This is a genomic window from Roseovarius sp. MBR-154 (genome assembly GCF_053628595.1).
On record NZ_JBRJGR010000002.1, the window covers coordinates 151,881 to 167,931 of the forward strand.

Consider the following 16,051-nt stretch of genomic DNA (forward strand, 5'->3'; position numbering starts at 1 on the left):
CACCCTGTTTTCAGCCCAGCCTTCTGCGCAAGGATATGTTCACATGAGCCAGAGTTCCGCCCAGACCATGCCCGACACCTCCCGCGTCCTGATGGGGGCGGGCCTCGCCTGGCTGGCGGTCTTCATCTTTGCCGCCGGCAATTCCATCGTGTCGCTGCTGGCAGAGATCGGCATGCAAAATCAGGTGATGGGGCGCAATGTCATCACCTATTGCAACCTGCTCTTCGTCGGCTCGCTGATGTCGCTGGTGCCGATGGGGGCGATGTTCTGGCGTGAATGGACGGTCGAGAACCTGCGCAAGCTGACGCGCAAGCACTGGATGATCCTGACGCTCTCGGCCTTTCTGTCCTCGGCGCTGACACCGGGGCTGTTCTTCTACGCGCTGGAAAAGACCACCGTGACCAATGTCGTCCTGATGGGCCGGATCGAGCCGCCGCTCTTTCTGCTCGCGACCTGGCTGTTCCTGCGCGAGGAATTCGAGCCCTGGGCCTTCGTTGCCGGTCTGGTGGCGCTCTGCGGCGCGGTCCTGATGCTGTGGCTCAATGGCGGCGGCGCGTTCGAGCTGGGCAAGGGCGAGATCGGCGCGCTCCTGGCAACCCTCTCCTATGTCGCCTCGACGCTGGTGGCGCGCACCGGGCTGCGTGGCATTCCCCTGGGGATCTACGCGATCTACCGCACCGTGGTCGGCACCATCTTTTACTTCTTCCTCGCGATCTACCTGTTCGGTCCGATGCATTTCCAGGACGTGTTTCACCCGCTGGTCTGGGAATATGTCTGGATCTACGCGCTGATCGTGGTGATCGGCGGGCAGTTTGCATGGGCGCTCGGGCTGAAATACGCGCGCTCCGGCGATGTGTCGCTGGCCACCTCGTTTTCGCCGCTGGCCGCAATCCTGATCGCCATGGTGCTCCTGGGCGAGGATCCCGGCCCCGGCCTCATTCCCGGCGGCGCGATCATCCTGCTGGCCATCGGGCTCGGGCAATACGGGCGGCTGCGCTCGCGCCGTGCCCGCGAGGATTGCCCGAGCGTAGCCCCGGCCCGCGCGCGTGCGATGGAGCATGAGGGCGAGGTGAATTTCAAGGGCGCGTGAGACGGGGCACAATGTCATCCTCGGGTCAAGCCCGAGGATGACGGCCACTACTCTACATCGCTCACCACACAAAACACCTCGCGCGGCGCAACCTCTGCCGACCCGTCCAACCGTTCCAAGGCCGCGCGCTTGATCTCCTCCCCCTCGCCGATCTCGACGGATACATCGCCAAGGCGCGCGCCCTCACCCGGCATCCGCCACAACGCCACCGGCAAAGCCCCGGCATGGCGCGCCGCGAGTGACCGGGCCGCCGTCAGCGCCGCCCCCTCTTCGGCAATCACCGTCAGCCGCGCCGTGTGCGCCGCCGGGGCCACCCCGGACAGATCGTCCAGCGTCACGATCCGCGCCGTGGGATAAGGCGCCACCACCTCCGACAGAATGTCCACGCTCGCCCCCTCGCCCAAAGCACATGTCACCCGCACCCCGGCCATCAGCTTGCGTGCCGCGTGGCCAAGGGCCATGCGGATGACCGTCTCGGGCCGCTCGGCCACCACCACCACCTCGCCCAGCAGATCGAGCGGCTGGCGCGACAGGAAGAACCCCATGATCTGCTCGGCCATGCCGTTGTAATGGCTCACATCGCGCGCATCATGAACGATCCGCCCGATATCGACCTCGGCTACCTCGGCCCCGGCGGCATGCACCCGCAGCATCACGTCGAGATCCACGGCATAGTCACCGACCAGTTCAGCGTGCGCGATGCACGATCTGTCAAAGAGGTAAATGCCGGTATTGGGCGCGCGCAGGTGCCCCAGCCCCGGAAACATCCGCGCCAGTGCCGGGCGCACCAGCAGCCGGGTCATCGGCATGTTGTCCTTGGGGTCGTTCCACGCGCCCTTGATCAGCCCCACGCCGGGCGCGCGCGCCTCGGCCATCCGGGAAAACAGCGCGGTGTCGAACTTGTCGAGATCGGCATCGACCTTCATCACCCAGTCATGCCGTGCCGCCCCGATGCCGGTGCGCACCGCGTGACCCATGCCGGGGCGCGTCTCTGTCACCACCTGCGCACCCGCGCCCAAAGCCTCGGCGGCGGTGGCATCGTTTGAGGCATTGTCGATCACCACCACCTCGGCGGTCCCGGCCATGCCGCGCAGCACCCGCACCACGCGCGCAATGGTCAGCGCCTCGTTGCGGGCGGGCACGATGACGGAAATCGGGTCTGACATGGGCACTCCTGCGCGCGGTGTCCCACGACTTTAGGCGCAGCGTCAGGGCTGCACAACGGGGCGCCGGATCAAAACGCCAGCGTCGCCTCGACCGCACGTTTCCAGGCATCTGTCTTGGCCTTGCGCTCCGCCGCCGCCATCTTTGGGAGGAATTGCCGCTCCAGCGCCCAGGTCTCGGCGAACTCGGCCTGCCCGGGATAAAGCCCGATCTGCATCCCCGCCAGCCACGCCGCCCCGAGCGCCGTTGTCTCCAGCACCTCGGGCCGGTCCACCGGCGCGTCGATGATATCCGACAGGAACTGCATCGCCCAATCGCTGGCACTCATGCCACCGTCTACACGAAGCACCGCATCCGCCCCCTGCCCGGCCCAATCGTCGCGCATCGCCTGCAAGAGATCACGGGTCTGGAAGCCCACGCTTTCAAGCGCCGCACGCGCGAATTCCTCGGGCCGCGAATTGCGCGTCAGGCCAAAGATCGCGCCCCGGCACTCCGGCCGCCAATAGGGCGCACCAAGGCCGGTGAAGGCGGGCACGAGGACCACGTTCTGATTGGGATCGGCCTTTTCCGCCAAGGGCTGCGTCTCGCTCGCGTGGCGGATCATCTTGAGCCCGTCGCGCAGCCATTGCACCACCGCCCCCGCCACGAAGATCGAACCCTCCAGCGCGTAGGTCGGCTGGCCGTCCAGCTGATAGGCAATCGTCGTCAGCAGGCGGTTCTTGGACACAACAGGCGTCGTCCCGGTATTCAAGAGCGCGAAACACCCCGTGCCATAGGTCGATTTCAGCATGCCCGGCTGGAAACAGGCCTGCCCCACGGTCGCCGCCTGCTGATCGCCCGCCACGCCGCGAATGGGGATTTCGCGACCGAAGAGATCGGCGCGCGCGTGGCCGTAATCATCGGCGCTGTCGCGCACCTCCGGCAGCATCTGCATGGGGATGCCGAGCAGATCGCAGATCGTCTCGCTCCACCGCCCCTTGCGGATATCGTAAAGCAGCGTGCGCGCGGCATTGGTGGCGTCGGTGGCATGGACGCGGCCGCCGGTCAGCTTCCAGATGAGGAACGAATCCACCGTGCCAAAGAGCAGATCCCCCTCCGCCGCCTTGTCGCGCGCGCCCTCGACGTTCTCCAATATCCAGCGCAGTTTCGTGCCAGAGAAATACGGATCGAGCAACAGCCCCGTGCGCGCGGTCACCATCGGCTCGTGCCCCGCCTCGCGCAGCTGCGCGCAATACTCGGCGGTGCGCCGGTCCTGCCAGACGATGGCGCGGTGAATGGCCTGGCCGGTGTGGCGGTCCCAGACCACCGTGGTCTCGCGCTGATTGGTGATCCCGATGGCGGCAACATCGGCGATATTCAGCCCCGCCTTCTCGATCACCGCGCGGCAGGTGCCCGCCGTTGTCGACCACAGATCGCTTGCCTCGTGCTCCACCCAGCCCGATTGCGGGAAATGCTGGTCGAACTCTTCCTGCGCCACGGCCCTGATCCGCATATTCGCGTCGAACAGGATCGCGCGGCTCGACGTGGTGCCCTGGTCGATGGCGAGGATATGGGTCATTCTGGAGAGCCCGCGTTTGCCGATCTCTCAAGATCACCGGCAATACGTTTATAGCCTTCGACAGTGATTTCGATCCTCTGCTCATCATCGGATATGCTCATCTGCCCTTCGGCAATCAGGCTTCGAACAACGGCTTTATCAGGTCTGAAATACTTGCCGTCGTCTAAGCGCAAACCCTCTAATGGAAACCCTCCATTGCCTATGACCGAGTATGCAGCGAGGAATGCAGCACAACGAGAGCTTTCAGGGTTCGGATGATCCCGCTCCTTCTGCCAAAAACTTGACTCCAAGGAATCTGAGAAAGGCGTAGCAGCTATCGAACAAGCCGAGGCGCGCGCTTTGAAACCAGTGTCCCTGTCAAGTAGACGTGTGAAAGCATCCAAAAGCCTTCTAACCTCATTAGAGTTCATAGGCATGTTTTCAACTCCTCGCAAAACGCACGATTATCACCATAAATAAGGATTAACCGGGCTGCGACATTGCAGCCCGGTTAAAATGCGTCACTGCCAGGACTTGATCAACTCATCATAGGCGATGGTCACAGGCTCTTCGTCCTCGTTCTCCAGCGCCGCCTTGGGGGCACCGGGCTGGCTCAGCCAATATTCGGGGTCACGCTCTTCGTTGAGCTTGGGCCCGATATCGCCCTGAATACCCGCACGTTCCAGACGCTCGAGCACCCGCTCCTGATCCTGGCACAGACCGTCGAGCGCCTCTTTCGGGGTCTTGGCCCCCGACATGGCATCACCGATATTCTGCCACCACAGCTGCGCCAGCTTCGGATAATCCGGCACGTTGGTGCCCGTGGGCGACCACTGCACGCGGGCAGGCGAGCGGTAGAACTCCACCAGACCGCCCAGCTTGTCGGCGCGCTCGGTAAAGCTGTCGTGCTGGATCGTCGACTCGCGGATAAAGGTGAGACCGGTATGCGCCTTCTTCACATCAACCGTCTTGGAGGTGACAAACTGCGCATAGAGCCATGCGGCCTTGGCGCGGTCGACGGGGGTGGATTTCATCAGGGTCCAGCTGCCTGCATCCTGATAGCCCACCTTCATGCCGTCCTGCCAGTAGACACCATGCGGCGAGGGGGCCATGCGCCACTTGGGCGTGCCGTCCTCGTTCATCACCGGCAGGTCGGGCTTGACCGAGGCTGCGGTAAAGGCGGTGTACCAGAACATCTGCTGCGCGACATTGCCCTGCGCGGGGATCGGGCCCGCCTCGGAGAAGGTCATGCCAGCCGCCGCCGGGGGCGAATACTTCTCAAGCCACTCAATCGCCTTGGTCACGGCATAGACGGCGGCCGGGCTGTTCGTCGCCCCGCCCCGCGCCACGCAGGAGCCCACGGGCTGCGAATTCTCGTTGACGCGAATGCCCCATTCATCAACCGGCAGACCGTTGGGCTCGCCCACGTCTCCCATCCCGGCCATCGACATCCACGCATCCGTGTAGCGCCAGCCAAGCGACGGATCCTTCTTGCCGTAATCCATATTGCCGAAAACCTCGGTTTCGACACCCAAATGGCTCAGGTCGCGCCCGGTGAAGAACTCGGCGATATCCTCATAGGCCGACCAGTTGACCGGCACGCCAAGGTCATAGCCATAGGCCTCCTTGAAATCGGCCTGGTTCTTCTCGTCGTTGAACCAGTCGTAACGGAACCAGTAGAGGTTCGCGAATTGCTGGGTCGGCAACTGATAGACCTTGCCATCGGGACCGGTGGTGAACGACAGCCCGATGAAGTCGTCGATATCGAGCGTCGGGCTGGTCACATCCGCCCCCTCGCCCGCCATCCAGTCGGTCAGGTTGCGCACCTGCTGATAGCGCCAATGGGTGCCGATGAGGTCCGAGTCGTTGACATAGCCGTCATAGATATTCTCGCCCGACTGCATCTGGGTTTGCAGCTTCTCGACCACGTCACCTTCGCCAATGAGGTCATGGGTGACCTGAATGCCGGTGATCGCGGTAAAGGCCGGGGCCAGCACCTTGGACTCGTAGCTATGGGTATCGATGGTCTCCGACACCACCTTGATCTCCATGCCCTGAAACGGCTCGGCCGCGTCGATGAACCATTGCATCTCGGCTTCCTGCTCGGCGCGGCTGAGCGACGAGAGATCGCCGATCTCCGCGTCGAGGAAGGCGCGTGCCGCCTCCATATCCGCGAAGGCCGGCCCGGCCATCAGGCCCAGCGTCACCAGCGCGGTGGTTGTCTTCATTCGCAAGTTCATTGATTTTCCTCCCTATCAGAACTCTTGAAGTGGGTAATGCCTGTCTAGACCCAGCGGAACACCGCCGCAGCATAGATCAGGCAGACGATCAGCGCATAGGGTTGGTTCGCGCCGACAAGTCCGAGCCAGGCCAGATTGATAAAGGCCGAGCCCAGAAGCGTGATGAAGAGACGATCGCCGCGCGTCGTCTCGATCCGGAGTATCCCGACCCGCGGGGTCTCGGGAAATTTCAGGGCGAGCACCGTGAAGGTGATCAGCAGCCCCGCGATCACCATGAAGAAGATCGCCGTGGGCCATGTCCATGCCATCCATGCCATTAGAATGCTCCGTTGTAACTGAGAACTGCCAATAAACCTGCCAATGCAGCCACGACCAAAAACAGGCGAAACTCTGGTTGCGGGAAATTATTGCTTTTCCAAACACCCGCCTCGGCTTTTGCTTTATCCCACTCTTGCTTGAGCAGTTCACGCACCTCCAGCATGAATTCAGCCTCAACCTTACGATATTCGTCACAGTCTTTTTTCTCCGAAACCGCTCTCAGCGCCTTCGCTTTTTCCAGAATTGATTGCTCTTTTTTGCCATTGGGATTCAGGTGAAGTTCCAACTGGGCTGAGAGGTTGTCTAACTTGTGGAAGTCTGGTGAGCAGCTTTGAATTCCTTGCTCGCGCCATATTTTGGCTAACTCGGTAGCGAATTGGCGAGCAATATCCCTGAGTTCATCGAGCCATTCTATGCGCTCCATCGTAATTGCCTCAACGGCAATGCTTTTATAGGCTGCCCTGCTAGCAATAATTGCCGCGATTACGGAACTCGACAGAACTGCGATCACAATCGTGATAAGTGGCGACACATCCGGCTCCATCACACCCTCCCCAACGCGAAACCCTTCGCGATGTAATTGCGCACGAAATAGATCACGAGTGCCCCCGGCACGATGGTCAGAACCCCCGCCGCCGCGAGCACGCCCCAATCGAGACCCGACGCCGAGACCGTCCGCGTCATTGTCGCGGCGATGGGTTTGGCATCGACGGATGTCAGCGTGCGCGACAAGAGCAGTTCCACCCATGAGAACATGAAACAGAAGAACGCGGCCACGCCCACGCCGCTTGCAATCAGCGGCATGAAGATCTTCACGAAGAAGCGCGGAAAGGAATAGCCGTCGATATAGGCGGTCTCGTCGATCTCCTTGGGCACGCCGCGCATGAAGCCCTCGAGGATCCACACCGCCAGTGGCACGTTGAACAGCGTATGCGCCAGCGCCACCGCGATATGCGTGTCGAAGAGGCCGACCGAGGAATAAAGCTGAAAGAACGGCAGCGCGAAAACGGCGGGCGGGGCCATGCGATTGGTCAGCAGCCAGAAGAACAGGTGCTTGTCGCCGAGGAAATTATACCGGCTGAACGCATAGGCCGCCGGCAGCGCCACCGCGACCGACAAGAGCGTGTTCATCGTCACGTAGATGATCGAATTGACATAGCCCATGTACCAGCTCGAATCCGTCAGGATCGTCACGTAGTTCTGGAAGGTCAGGTTTTGCGGCCAGAGCGAGAACGTGCCGAGGATCTCGTCATTGGTCTTGAGGCTCATGTTGATGAGCCAGTAGATCGGCAGCATCAGGAACAGCAGGTAGAGCAGCATCACCCAGTTGATCCGGGGCAGTCTGCGGGCGCGCGTTGTGGTTGCAGTGCTCATCGGCTCACGCCCTCCCTCGCCCTGTCCTCCTCTGGCTTGACCAGAGGATCTCTTGCCCCGCAGATCCTCGGGTCGAGCCCGAGGATGACGACTGCCTTGGCGACACCAGACATCACTTGCCCTCCCGTTTGTCGAGATTGACCATGACGGTGTAGAACACCCATGAAATCAACAGGATCACGAGGAAATACATGATCGAGAAGGCCGCCGCCGGGCCAAGGTCGAACTGCCCCAGCGCCATCTTCACCAGATCAATCGACAGGAAGGTGGTGGCGTTGCCAGGGCCGCCGCCAGTGACCACGAACGGCTCGGTATAGATCATGAAACTGTCCATGAAGCGCAGGAGGATGGCGATCATCAGCACGCCCATCATCTTGGGCAGTTCGATATAGCGGAACACCGCCCAGCGGCTCGCCTGATCGATCTTGGCGGCCTGATAATAGGCGTCGGGGATGGATTGCAGCCCGGCATAGGCCAGAAGGGCGACCAGCGAGGTCCAGTGCCAGACATCCATCACGATCAGCGTCACCCAGGCATCCAGCGCATCCTGCGTGTAGTTGTAGTCGATGCCCAACGCGGCCAGCGTATAGCCCAGAAGCCCGATATCGACACGGCCGAAGATCTGCCAGATCGTGCCCACCACGTTCCACGGGATCAGCAGCGGCAGCGACATCAGCACAAGGCACAGCGACGCCCAGACGCCCCGCTTGGGCATGTGCAGCGCGACGAAGACACCCAGCGGAACCTCGATGGCGAGGATGGTCGCGGAAAAGATCGCCTGCCGCCGCAGAGCGTTCCACATCCGGTCATCCTCGAGCAATTCACGGAACCACATCAGCTTGTCATCGAGCGGATAGAACTCCCCGGCAAAGGCATCCTGAATGGAATAATTGACCACCGTCATCAGCGGGATGACAGCAGAGAACGCCACCAGAATGAGGACCGGCAGCACAAGGAACCACGCCTTCTGATTGACCGTCTTTTCCATCACGCGGCCTCTCTTTTTTGGCTTTGACTAAAGTATCCGTCATCCTCGGGCCGTCTCACGTCATCCTCGGGCCGTCTCAAGTCATCCTCGGGCTTGACCCGAGGATCTCCCGGCCAGCAGATCATCCGGTCAGGCCGGATGATGACGGTTGCGGGCACCCCGGTCATGCCGCCACCCCCTTGCGCGACAGGGGCGCGACGCGCCATTCGTCGGAATAGACATTCACCGCCCCTGGCTCGAACACTACGCGGCTCAGGTCGGCGGGCACCTCCGCGCCCTCGGGCGCGATGGCATTGACCGCCTGCCCTTCAAAATCGCAGCGGATGATCTTGTGGCGGCCGACATCCTCGACCCGCTTGAGGCGCACGGCAAGCCCCTCTTGCCCCACGCTCATGCCCACAAATTCCGGCCGCACCCCGATCTGCACACGGCCCCCGGGCCGCCCGTAATCGGCGCCAAGCGGTATTTCCGCCCCACCCACGATGGCCATTGCCCCCTCGACCCGCGCGTCGAGCAGGTTCATCCCCGGTGACCCGATGAAATACCCCACAAAGGTATGCTCGGGCCGCTCGAACAATTCCTCGGGCGTGCCCACCTGCACCACGCGCCCGTCATGCATCACCACCACCTTGTCGGCAAAGGTCAGCGCCTCGGTCTGGTCATGGGTGACATAGATCATCGTGTGCCCGAACTCGTGATGCAGCGCCTTCAACTGCGTGCGCAACTCCCATTTCATATGCGGGTCGATCACCGTCAGCGGCTCATCGAACAACAGCGCGTTCACATCCTCGCGCACCATGCCCCGGCCAAGGCTGATCTTCTGCTTGGCATCCGCCGTCAGCCCGCGTGCCTTGCGGCCCAGTTCCGCCTCCATCCCGATCATCTTGGCGATGGTCTGCACCCGTTCGGCCACATAGGCGGGCTTGGCCCCGCGATTGCGCAACGGAAAGGCCAGGTTGTCGCGCACGGTCATGGTGTCGTAGACCACCGGAAACTGGAACACCTGCGCGATATTTCGCTCTGCCGTGACCTGCCCCGTCACGTCCTGATCGTTGAACAGAATGCGCCCCCGCGACGGGTGCAACAACCCGGAAATGATGTTCAGCAGCGTGGACTTGCCGCAGCCCGACGCGCCCAGAAGCGCATAGGCCTCGCCATCGCCCCAGACGTGATTGAGTTCCTTGAGCGCATAACCGTCCTCGCCGCCGGGATTGGGCAGGTAGCTATGCGCCAGATTGTCGAGCGTGATCTTTGCCATTCTCTCCCCCTCAGGCGGCCTGCGCATAGGGCGCCGGGGCCACCAGCGCGCCACCCGTCTCGAACACATAAACATGCGCGGGATCGAGATAGACCCGCAAATCGCGGCCCGGCTCCAGGTTGCGCACCCCGTGGACCAGCCCGACCCAGCGCTCGCCATGATGGTCGAGATGTACAAAGGTCTCCGACCCGGTGATCTCGGTCACGCTCAGCGTGGTATCAAAGGCCATGACCTCGCCCTGCGCCTCCAGCTCCAGATGATTGGGCCGGAACCCGGCGATATAGTCGCCATCCGCAAGATCAGCCATGCCGCCGACGGCAGCAGCATTCTGCCCGTCGCCAAAACTGATCCGCGCGCCGGATTTGGTCACCGGCAGGAAATTCATCGGCGGGTCGCTGAACACCCGCGCGGTGGTGGCGTCCTGCGGCTGACGATAGACCAGCGGCGTGGGCCCGAACTGCGTGACGCGCCCCTCCCACAGCGTGGCGGTGTTACCACCCAGCAAGAGCGCCTCTTCCGGCTCGGTCGTGGCATAGACAAAGATGCTGCCCGCCTCCTCGAAGATCTTGGGGATCTCGGCGCGCAACTCCTCGCGCAGCTTGTAATCGAGATTGGCCAGCGGCTCGTCAAGCAGCACCAGACCGGCATCCTTGACCAGCGCCCGCGCCAGCGCGCAGCGCTGCTGCTGCCCGCCCGAAAGCTCCAGCGGCTTGCGATCCAGCATCGGCGACAGCTGCATCAGATCGGCGGTCTTGCGCACCGCCGCGTCGATCTCGGCCTTGGATTTCCCCATCAGCTTCATCGGCGAGGCGATGTTGTCATAGACGGTCATCGACGGGTAATTGATGAACTGCTGATAGACCATCGCGACCTTGCGATCCTGCACGCGCATGCCGGTCACGTCCTGCCCCTGCCACAGGATCCGGCCCGTGGTCGGCGCATCGAGCCCCGCCATCAGCCGCATGATCGAGGTCTTGCCCGAGAGCGTCGGCCCGAGCAGCACGTTCATCGTGCCCGCTTCAAGCGTCAGGTCGGTCGGGTGAATATGCACCCGCCCGTTGACCCGTTTCGACACCCCCTCCAATGTCAGCGTCATTCCGTCCTGTCCCCGCTCATCCCTCTGCGGCGCGCGGGGCGGCATCGCTTGCCCCCCGCTCCTGCCGCATCCATTCGTCCAGCGCCGCGATCTGCTCGGGGCTCATCTTCAGCCCCAGCCGCGTGCGCCGCCAGACCACATCCGCCGCCACGCGCGCATATTCCCGGCGCATCTGCCAGCGCACCTCGGCCCCGGTCAGCGTCGCGCCGAAATCGGGGGCCAGATCCGCCGCCGATTGCGCGTCACTCAAAATCTCGCGCGCCTCGGTGCCATAGGCGCGCACCAGACGCCGCGCCCAATCCGAACCAAGGAACGGATAGGCCACCTGCAAATCCTTCACCAGCCGGTCGAACCCGTCAACGGCGAAATCCCCGCCGGGCAGGGCCACGCCCGCCGTCCAGTCCTGTCCTGCCTTGGGAAAAAACGGCGTGATCTTGGCCAGCGCCGCCTCGGCCAGCTTGCGATAGGTGGTGATTTTGCCGCCGAACACATTGAGCAGCGGCGCGCCCTGCCCTTCGCTCAGCGACAGCACGTAATCCCGCGTCGCCGCCGTGGCCGATTTCGCCCCGTCATCATAAAGCGGCCGCACGCCCGAATAGCTCCAGACGATATCATCGCGCGTCACCGGGCGTTTGAAATACTGGCTCGCGAAATTGCACAGATACTCGGCCTCGTCCGGCGTGCATTCGGGGGCCACATTCGCATCCGTATGCTCGGCATCGGTGGTCCCGATCAGGGTGAACTCGCCCTCGTAGGGAATCGCGAAGATGATCCGCCCATCCGACCCTTGGAAGAAATAGCACTTGTCGTGATCATAAAGCTTGCCGGTCACGATATGGCTGCCCCGCACCAGCCGCACCCCCTCCGATGAGTTGAGCCGCAGCGTATTGGAAATCACGTCCTTGACCCAGGGACCGCCCGCATTGACCAGCGCGCGCGCCTGAACCACCTCCGTCGCACCGGTCTCTTGATCCTCCAGCGTCACCGCCCATAGATCGCCCTTGCGCTCGGCGGTCCGCACCCTGGTGCGCACCCGGATGCGCGCGCCGCGCGCCTCGGCATCGCGGGCGTTGAGCACGACAAGCCGGCTGTCCTCGATCCAGCAATCGGAATACTCAAAGGCCTGCGCAAACTTGTCTTTCAGCGGTTTGCCCTCGGGGGCGTCACTCAGGTCAAGCGTGCGGGTCGCGGGCAGAATCTTGCGCCCGCCCAGATGGTCATAGAGAAACAGCCCCAACCGAATGAGCCACGCCGGCCGCCGCCCCTTCATCCAGGGCATCACGAGGCTCAGGATACGCGAGGTCGGCGTTTCCGCCTCAAACCGCATGTCGCGGTGATAGGGCAGCACAAAGCGCATCGGCCAACTGATATGCGGCATGGCGCGCAGCAGCGTCTCACGCTCGATCAACGCCTCGCGCACCAGCCGGATCTCGAAATATTCCAGATACCGCAGCCCGCCGTGAAACAGCTTGGTCGAGGCCGAGGAGGTCGCCGACGCGAGATCGTTCATCTCGGCCAGTTCGACCGAAAGACCACGCCCCGCCGCATCCCGCGCAATGCCACAACCGTTGATGCCGCCGCCAATGACGAACAAATCGACGATAGTGTCCTCACGGCTGTCCACGCTGTCCCCCTCCTCCGGTATGAGCGGAAACGAACCACTTTTTGCCGCGTATCGTCAAGAATTAATGTTCGTTTATTTTCTTTTTCATTCGCACACGCTGTTTTTATTAAGAAATTCTCCCGAAACACGGCGTTCTGACCGCCCGCCGCGCGCGCGGCCCCACGTGACGTAACGTCAAACGCGCCGCCATACGCCCGATTCGAGCGGTTATGCCGCACTGCGGCGGAGGCAGCGCTTGCGCGTGATACCAAAACGAACATAATCGAACCGAACCACGATCAAGGCCAGCCATGTCGCAAACCTTCCGCCAACCCGACATTCTCGAGATCGCCCGCGCCGAAGGCAAGGTCACGGTCGAGGGTCTCGCCGAACGCTTCGACGTCACCGTCCAGACCATCCGCCGCGACCTCGCGGAACTGGCCAATGCCGGCAAGCTGGAGCGCGTCCACGGCGGCGCGATCCTCCCCTCGGGCGTCTCGAACATCCTCTACGAGGAACGCCGCCGCCTGAATGAGCCCGCCAAACAGGCCATCGCCCGCGCCTGCGCCTCTGCTATCCCGGATGACGCGTCGCTCTTTCTCGACATCGGCACTACGACCGAGGCGGTGGCGCGCGAATTGATGGATCACCGCAACCTCATGGTGGTGACCAACAACATGAACGTGGCGCAGATCCTGCTCGCCAACACCGATTGCGAGATCGTCGTCGCGGGCGGCGCGCTGCGGCGCTCGGACAATGGCCTGGTCGGCAACCTGACCGCGCGCACCATCGAGAATTTCAAGTTCGACTATGCGATTCTGGGCTGTTCCGCGATGGATGAAGACGGCGACATGCTCGATTTCGACATTCAGGAAGTGGTCGTCGGCCAGACCCTCCTCAATCGCTCGCGTGAGGTGTTTCTGGTCGCCGATCACTCCAAGTTCCAGCGCAGCGCGCCGGTACGCATCGGCTCGCTCCGCGATGTCGACCAGATGTTCACCGACGCCCCCCTGCCCGCCCGCCTGTCCGAGAATTGCGTGGCCTGGGGCACGCGGGTACATGTCGCCCTGCCCCGGATCTGACACACCCGCCGCGCCGTCGCCGACGATTGCCATTCCCCGTCCCGTTCTCTAGCAAAGAGGCATCCGCCACACAGCGAAAGTGCCGCGCATGTTCCAGAGCTTTACCGAAACCGCCCGCCCCGATCAGGGTCCGCCGCGCCTTGCGCGTCTGCGCGCCGCGATGGACGAGGCCGGGCTTGCGGGCTTTCTGGTGCCACGCGCCGATGCGCATCAGGGCGAATACGTCGCCCCTTGCGATGCGCGGCTTGAGTGGCTCACCGGATTTACCGGCTCGGCGGGGTTCTGCGTGGCGCTCACGGATGCGGCGGGGCTGTTTGTCGACAGCCGCTACCGCGTGCAGGCCCGCGCGCAGGTCGATACCGCGCATTTCACCCCCGTCGACTGGCCCGAAACCCGGCTCGCCGACTGGCTGATCGCACATCTGCCCGAAGGCGGCGATGTCGGGTTCGACCCGTGGCTTTACACACCGGATCAGATCGAGACCGCGCGCGCCGCCCTCGGGCAAAGCGCCGTGCGGCTGGTCCCCTGCGACAACCTCATTGACGCCATCTGGCCCGACCGCCCCGCCCCGCCGCAAGGGGCGATTACGCCCTGGCCCGACGCCTATGCCGGACAGAGCCACGCCGAGAAACGCAGCGCCCTCGGACAAGGCTTGCGCGACGCCGGGCAGAGCGCGACCGTGATCACGCTGGCGGATTCGCTCGCCTGGCTCCTGAACATTCGCGGTGCCGACATCCCGCGCAACCCGGTGCCGCAGGGCTTTGCCATCCTGCAGGGCGACGGGCGCGTGACGCTCTTCACCAACCCCGCCAAGCTTGATGACACCGCCCGCGCGCATCTCGGCAACGAGGTCACGCTTGCCCCACCCGATGCCTTCGGTGCGGCGCTCGACGCGCTCACCGGCCCCGTCAGGCTCGACCGCGAGAGCGTGCCCCTCTGGGTGGTGCAGCGGCTCGAGGCGGCGGGCGTGGAGACCGCATGGGGCAGCGATCCCTGCATCCTGCCCAAGGCCCGCAAGACCGACGCCGAGATCGCCGCCACCCGCGCCGCTCACCTGCGCGACGGCGCCGCAATGTGCGAATTTCTGGCGTGGTTCGACGACCAGCCCCCCGGCACGCTGACCGAGATCGACGTGGTGCGCCAGCTTGAGACCTGCCGCGCCGCTACCGGCCAGTTGCTCGATATCAGCTTTGACACCATCGCAGGCTCCGGCCCCAACGGCGCGCTGCCGCATTACCGCGTCAGCGAAGCCAGCAACCGCAAGCTCCTCGACGGCGATCTGATCGTGCTCGACAGCGGCGGGCAATATATCGACGGCACCACCGACATCACCCGCACCCTGCCCGTTGGCACGCCCGGCGAGGCCGAGCGCGCCGCCTTCACCCGCGTGCTTCAAGGCATGATCGCCATCTCGCGCCTGCGCTTTCCGCGCGGCCTCGCGGGCCGCGATCTCGACGCCATCGCGCGCTATAACCTGTGGCTCGCCGATCTCGATTACGGCCACGGCACCGGGCACGGCGTCGGCGTCTATTCCTGCGTCCACGAAGGCCCGCAGCGCCTGTCGCGCACCGGGACCGTGCCGCTGGAACCGGGCATGATCCTGTCGAACGAGCCGGGCTATTACCGCGAGGGGGCCTTTGGCATCCGCATCGAAAACCTTGTCGTGGTCGAGGACCGCGCGCCCCTGCCCCATGGCGACGGGGCCACGCATCTGGGTTTCGAGACACTGACCTATGCCCCGATCGACCGCCGCCTGATCGACCCGGCCCTGCTCACCGCGTCCGAGCGCGACTGGCTCGAGACCTACCACGCCGCCTGCCGCGACAAGTTGGGGCCTCTGCTTTCGCCGCCCGCGCGGCTATGGTTGGAAAAAGTAACGCAGACATCCTGACATATTCCTGTTAGGTTCCTGCGTCAGATCAATGAAAAGACGATAACGAGAGGGATGGATGATGCCGAAGATCACGATACGCAAGGCACAGGGAACATGGACCGTGCGCGCCGGGGGCGCCGTTCTGGGCGAGAGCCGCAACGCGCTTGAGCTGACCGAGGGCGACTATCCCTTCGTGATCTATTTCCCGCGCGAGGATATCGCGATGGCCTTTCTCGACGAGAGCGAACAGAGCAGCCATTGCCCGCACAAGGGCGACGCGCGCTATTATTCCATCGTCACGAAAAGCCAGACGCTGGAAAACGCCGCCTGGAGCTATGAGAGCCCCAAGCCCGAGGTGGCCGAGATCAAGGACCACATCGCGTTCTATTCCAGCGACCTCGTGGCGGTAGAGCAGATCTGACGCAGCG

Annotated in this window: 15 protein-coding genes; 4 read left to right on the forward strand and 11 right to left on the reverse strand. The window is 63.4% G+C overall.

Features of this window, described 5'->3' with window-relative positions; genetic code table 11:
- Positions 1-43: 43 nt before the first annotated feature.
- Entirely contained in the window at positions 44-1,090 is a 1,047-nt protein-coding gene (locus ACSSV4_RS03960; RefSeq protein WP_454273612.1) for a DMT family transporter, read from the forward strand.
- Between the two features lie 47 nt (positions 1,091-1,137).
- Here the strand turns inward: ACSSV4_RS03960 and ACSSV4_RS03965 are convergent, their stop codons facing one another.
- The 11 genes from ACSSV4_RS03965 to glpD all read right to left on the reverse strand — a co-directional run bounded on the left by ACSSV4_RS03965 (position 1,138) and on the right by glpD (position 12,689).
- Positions 1,138-2,256, reverse strand: a complete 1,119-nt coding sequence (locus tag ACSSV4_RS03965) for a glycosyltransferase (RefSeq protein WP_454273614.1) — start codon at positions 2,254-2,256, stop codon at positions 1,138-1,140.
- Between the two features lie 68 nt (positions 2,257-2,324).
- Positions 2,325-3,812 carry a glycerol kinase GlpK gene (gene glpK, locus ACSSV4_RS03970; RefSeq protein ID WP_454273616.1) on the reverse strand — a complete coding sequence of 496 codons (1,488 nt, stop codon included), beginning with the start codon at positions 3,810-3,812 and terminating at the stop codon, positions 2,325-2,327.
- On the reverse strand, positions 3,809-4,228 hold the full coding sequence (locus tag ACSSV4_RS03975; protein ID WP_454273617.1) for a hypothetical protein: 420 nt from the start codon (positions 4,226-4,228) through the stop codon (positions 3,809-3,811). The genes glpK and ACSSV4_RS03975 overlap by 4 nt, the downstream gene beginning before the upstream one ends.
- Positions 4,229-4,312: 84 nt before the next feature.
- Complete coding sequence (locus ACSSV4_RS03980; RefSeq protein WP_454273619.1) at positions 4,313-6,031, reverse strand: ABC transporter substrate-binding protein; 1,719 nt, start codon at positions 6,029-6,031, stop codon at positions 4,313-4,315.
- A gap of 44 nt (positions 6,032-6,075) precedes the next feature.
- Positions 6,076-6,348 (reverse strand): DUF2160 domain-containing protein, encoded by a 273-nt coding sequence (locus ACSSV4_RS03985; RefSeq protein ID WP_454273620.1) that lies wholly within the window; start codon positions 6,346-6,348, stop codon positions 6,076-6,078.
- Positions 6,348-6,893, reverse strand: a complete 546-nt coding sequence (locus tag ACSSV4_RS03990) for a hypothetical protein (RefSeq protein WP_454273621.1) — start codon at positions 6,891-6,893, stop codon at positions 6,348-6,350. Before ACSSV4_RS03990 ends, ACSSV4_RS03985 begins: the two co-directional genes overlap by 1 nt.
- Entirely contained in the window at positions 6,893-7,723 is an 831-nt protein-coding gene (locus ACSSV4_RS03995) for a carbohydrate ABC transporter permease (protein WP_454273622.1), read from the reverse strand. The genes ACSSV4_RS03990 and ACSSV4_RS03995 overlap by 1 nt, the downstream gene beginning before the upstream one ends.
- A gap of 112 nt (positions 7,724-7,835) precedes the next feature.
- Positions 7,836-8,711 (reverse strand): carbohydrate ABC transporter permease, encoded by an 876-nt coding sequence (locus ACSSV4_RS04000; RefSeq protein WP_454273624.1) that lies wholly within the window; start codon positions 8,709-8,711, stop codon positions 7,836-7,838.
- Between the two features lie 163 nt (positions 8,712-8,874).
- Entirely contained in the window at positions 8,875-9,969 is a 1,095-nt protein-coding gene (locus tag ACSSV4_RS04005; protein ID WP_454273626.1) for an ABC transporter ATP-binding protein, read from the reverse strand.
- 10 nt (positions 9,970-9,979) lie between these two features.
- On the reverse strand, positions 9,980-11,065 hold the full coding sequence (locus tag ACSSV4_RS04010) for an ABC transporter ATP-binding protein (protein WP_454273627.1): 1,086 nt from the start codon (positions 11,063-11,065) through the stop codon (positions 9,980-9,982).
- A gap of 16 nt (positions 11,066-11,081) precedes the next feature.
- Entirely contained in the window at positions 11,082-12,689 is a 1,608-nt protein-coding gene (gene glpD / locus ACSSV4_RS04015) for a glycerol-3-phosphate dehydrogenase (RefSeq protein WP_454273628.1), read from the reverse strand.
- A 290-nt stretch (positions 12,690-12,979) separates the two neighbouring features.
- On the opposite strand from glpD, the gene ACSSV4_RS04020 reads away from it, so the two are divergent.
- The 3 genes from ACSSV4_RS04020 to ACSSV4_RS04030 all read left to right on the forward strand — a co-directional run bounded on the left by ACSSV4_RS04020 (position 12,980) and on the right by ACSSV4_RS04030 (position 16,044).
- Positions 12,980-13,750, forward strand: a complete 771-nt coding sequence (locus ACSSV4_RS04020) for a DeoR/GlpR family DNA-binding transcription regulator (RefSeq protein WP_454273629.1) — start codon at positions 12,980-12,982, stop codon at positions 13,748-13,750.
- Positions 13,751-13,838: 88 nt separating this feature from the next.
- Entirely contained in the window at positions 13,839-15,641 is a 1,803-nt protein-coding gene (locus ACSSV4_RS04025; protein ID WP_454273631.1) for an aminopeptidase P family protein, read from the forward strand.
- Positions 15,642-15,702: 61 nt separating this feature from the next.
- On the forward strand, positions 15,703-16,044 hold the full coding sequence (locus ACSSV4_RS04030) for a DUF427 domain-containing protein (protein ID WP_454273632.1): 342 nt from the start codon (positions 15,703-15,705) through the stop codon (positions 16,042-16,044).
- Positions 16,045-16,051: the final 7 nt, after the last annotated feature.

Excerpts from the sequence above, each read along its gene's own strand:
- ACSSV4_RS04025 (WP_454273631.1), top strand. The coding sequence starts at position 13,839 with ATGTTCCAGAGCTTTACCGAAACCGCCCGCCCCGATCAGGGTCCGCCG.
- ACSSV4_RS04030 (WP_454273632.1), top strand. The coding sequence starts at position 15,703 with ATGCCGAAGATCACGATACGCAAGGCACAGGGAACATGGACCGTGCGC.
- ACSSV4_RS03985 (WP_454273620.1), bottom strand. The coding sequence starts at position 6,348 with ATGGCATGGATGGCATGGACATGGCCCACGGCGATCTTCTTCATGGTG.
- ACSSV4_RS03975 (WP_454273617.1), bottom strand. The coding sequence starts at position 4,228 with ATGCCTATGAACTCTAATGAGGTTAGAAGGCTTTTGGATGCTTTCACA.
- ACSSV4_RS04005 (WP_454273626.1), bottom strand. The coding sequence starts at position 9,969 with ATGGCAAAGATCACGCTCGACAATCTGGCGCATAGCTACCTGCCCAAT.
- ACSSV4_RS03960 (WP_454273612.1), top strand. The coding sequence starts at position 44 with ATGAGCCAGAGTTCCGCCCAGACCATGCCCGACACCTCCCGCGTCCTG.
- glpK (WP_454273616.1), bottom strand. The coding sequence starts at position 3,812 with ATGACCCATATCCTCGCCATCGACCAGGGCACCACGTCGAGCCGCGCG.
- ACSSV4_RS03990 (WP_454273621.1), bottom strand. The coding sequence starts at position 6,893 with ATGGAGCCGGATGTGTCGCCACTTATCACGATTGTGATCGCAGTTCTG.
- ACSSV4_RS04000 (WP_454273624.1), bottom strand. The coding sequence starts at position 8,711 with ATGGAAAAGACGGTCAATCAGAAGGCGTGGTTCCTTGTGCTGCCGGTC.
- ACSSV4_RS04020 (WP_454273629.1), top strand. The coding sequence starts at position 12,980 with ATGTCGCAAACCTTCCGCCAACCCGACATTCTCGAGATCGCCCGCGCC.
- ACSSV4_RS03980 (WP_454273619.1), bottom strand. The coding sequence starts at position 6,031 with ATGAACTTGCGAATGAAGACAACCACCGCGCTGGTGACGCTGGGCCTG.
- ACSSV4_RS03995 (WP_454273622.1), bottom strand. The coding sequence starts at position 7,723 with ATGAGCACTGCAACCACAACGCGCGCCCGCAGACTGCCCCGGATCAAC.
- ACSSV4_RS04010 (WP_454273627.1), bottom strand. The coding sequence starts at position 11,065 with ATGACGCTGACATTGGAGGGGGTGTCGAAACGGGTCAACGGGCGGGTG.
- ACSSV4_RS03965 (WP_454273614.1), bottom strand. The coding sequence starts at position 2,256 with ATGTCAGACCCGATTTCCGTCATCGTGCCCGCCCGCAACGAGGCGCTG.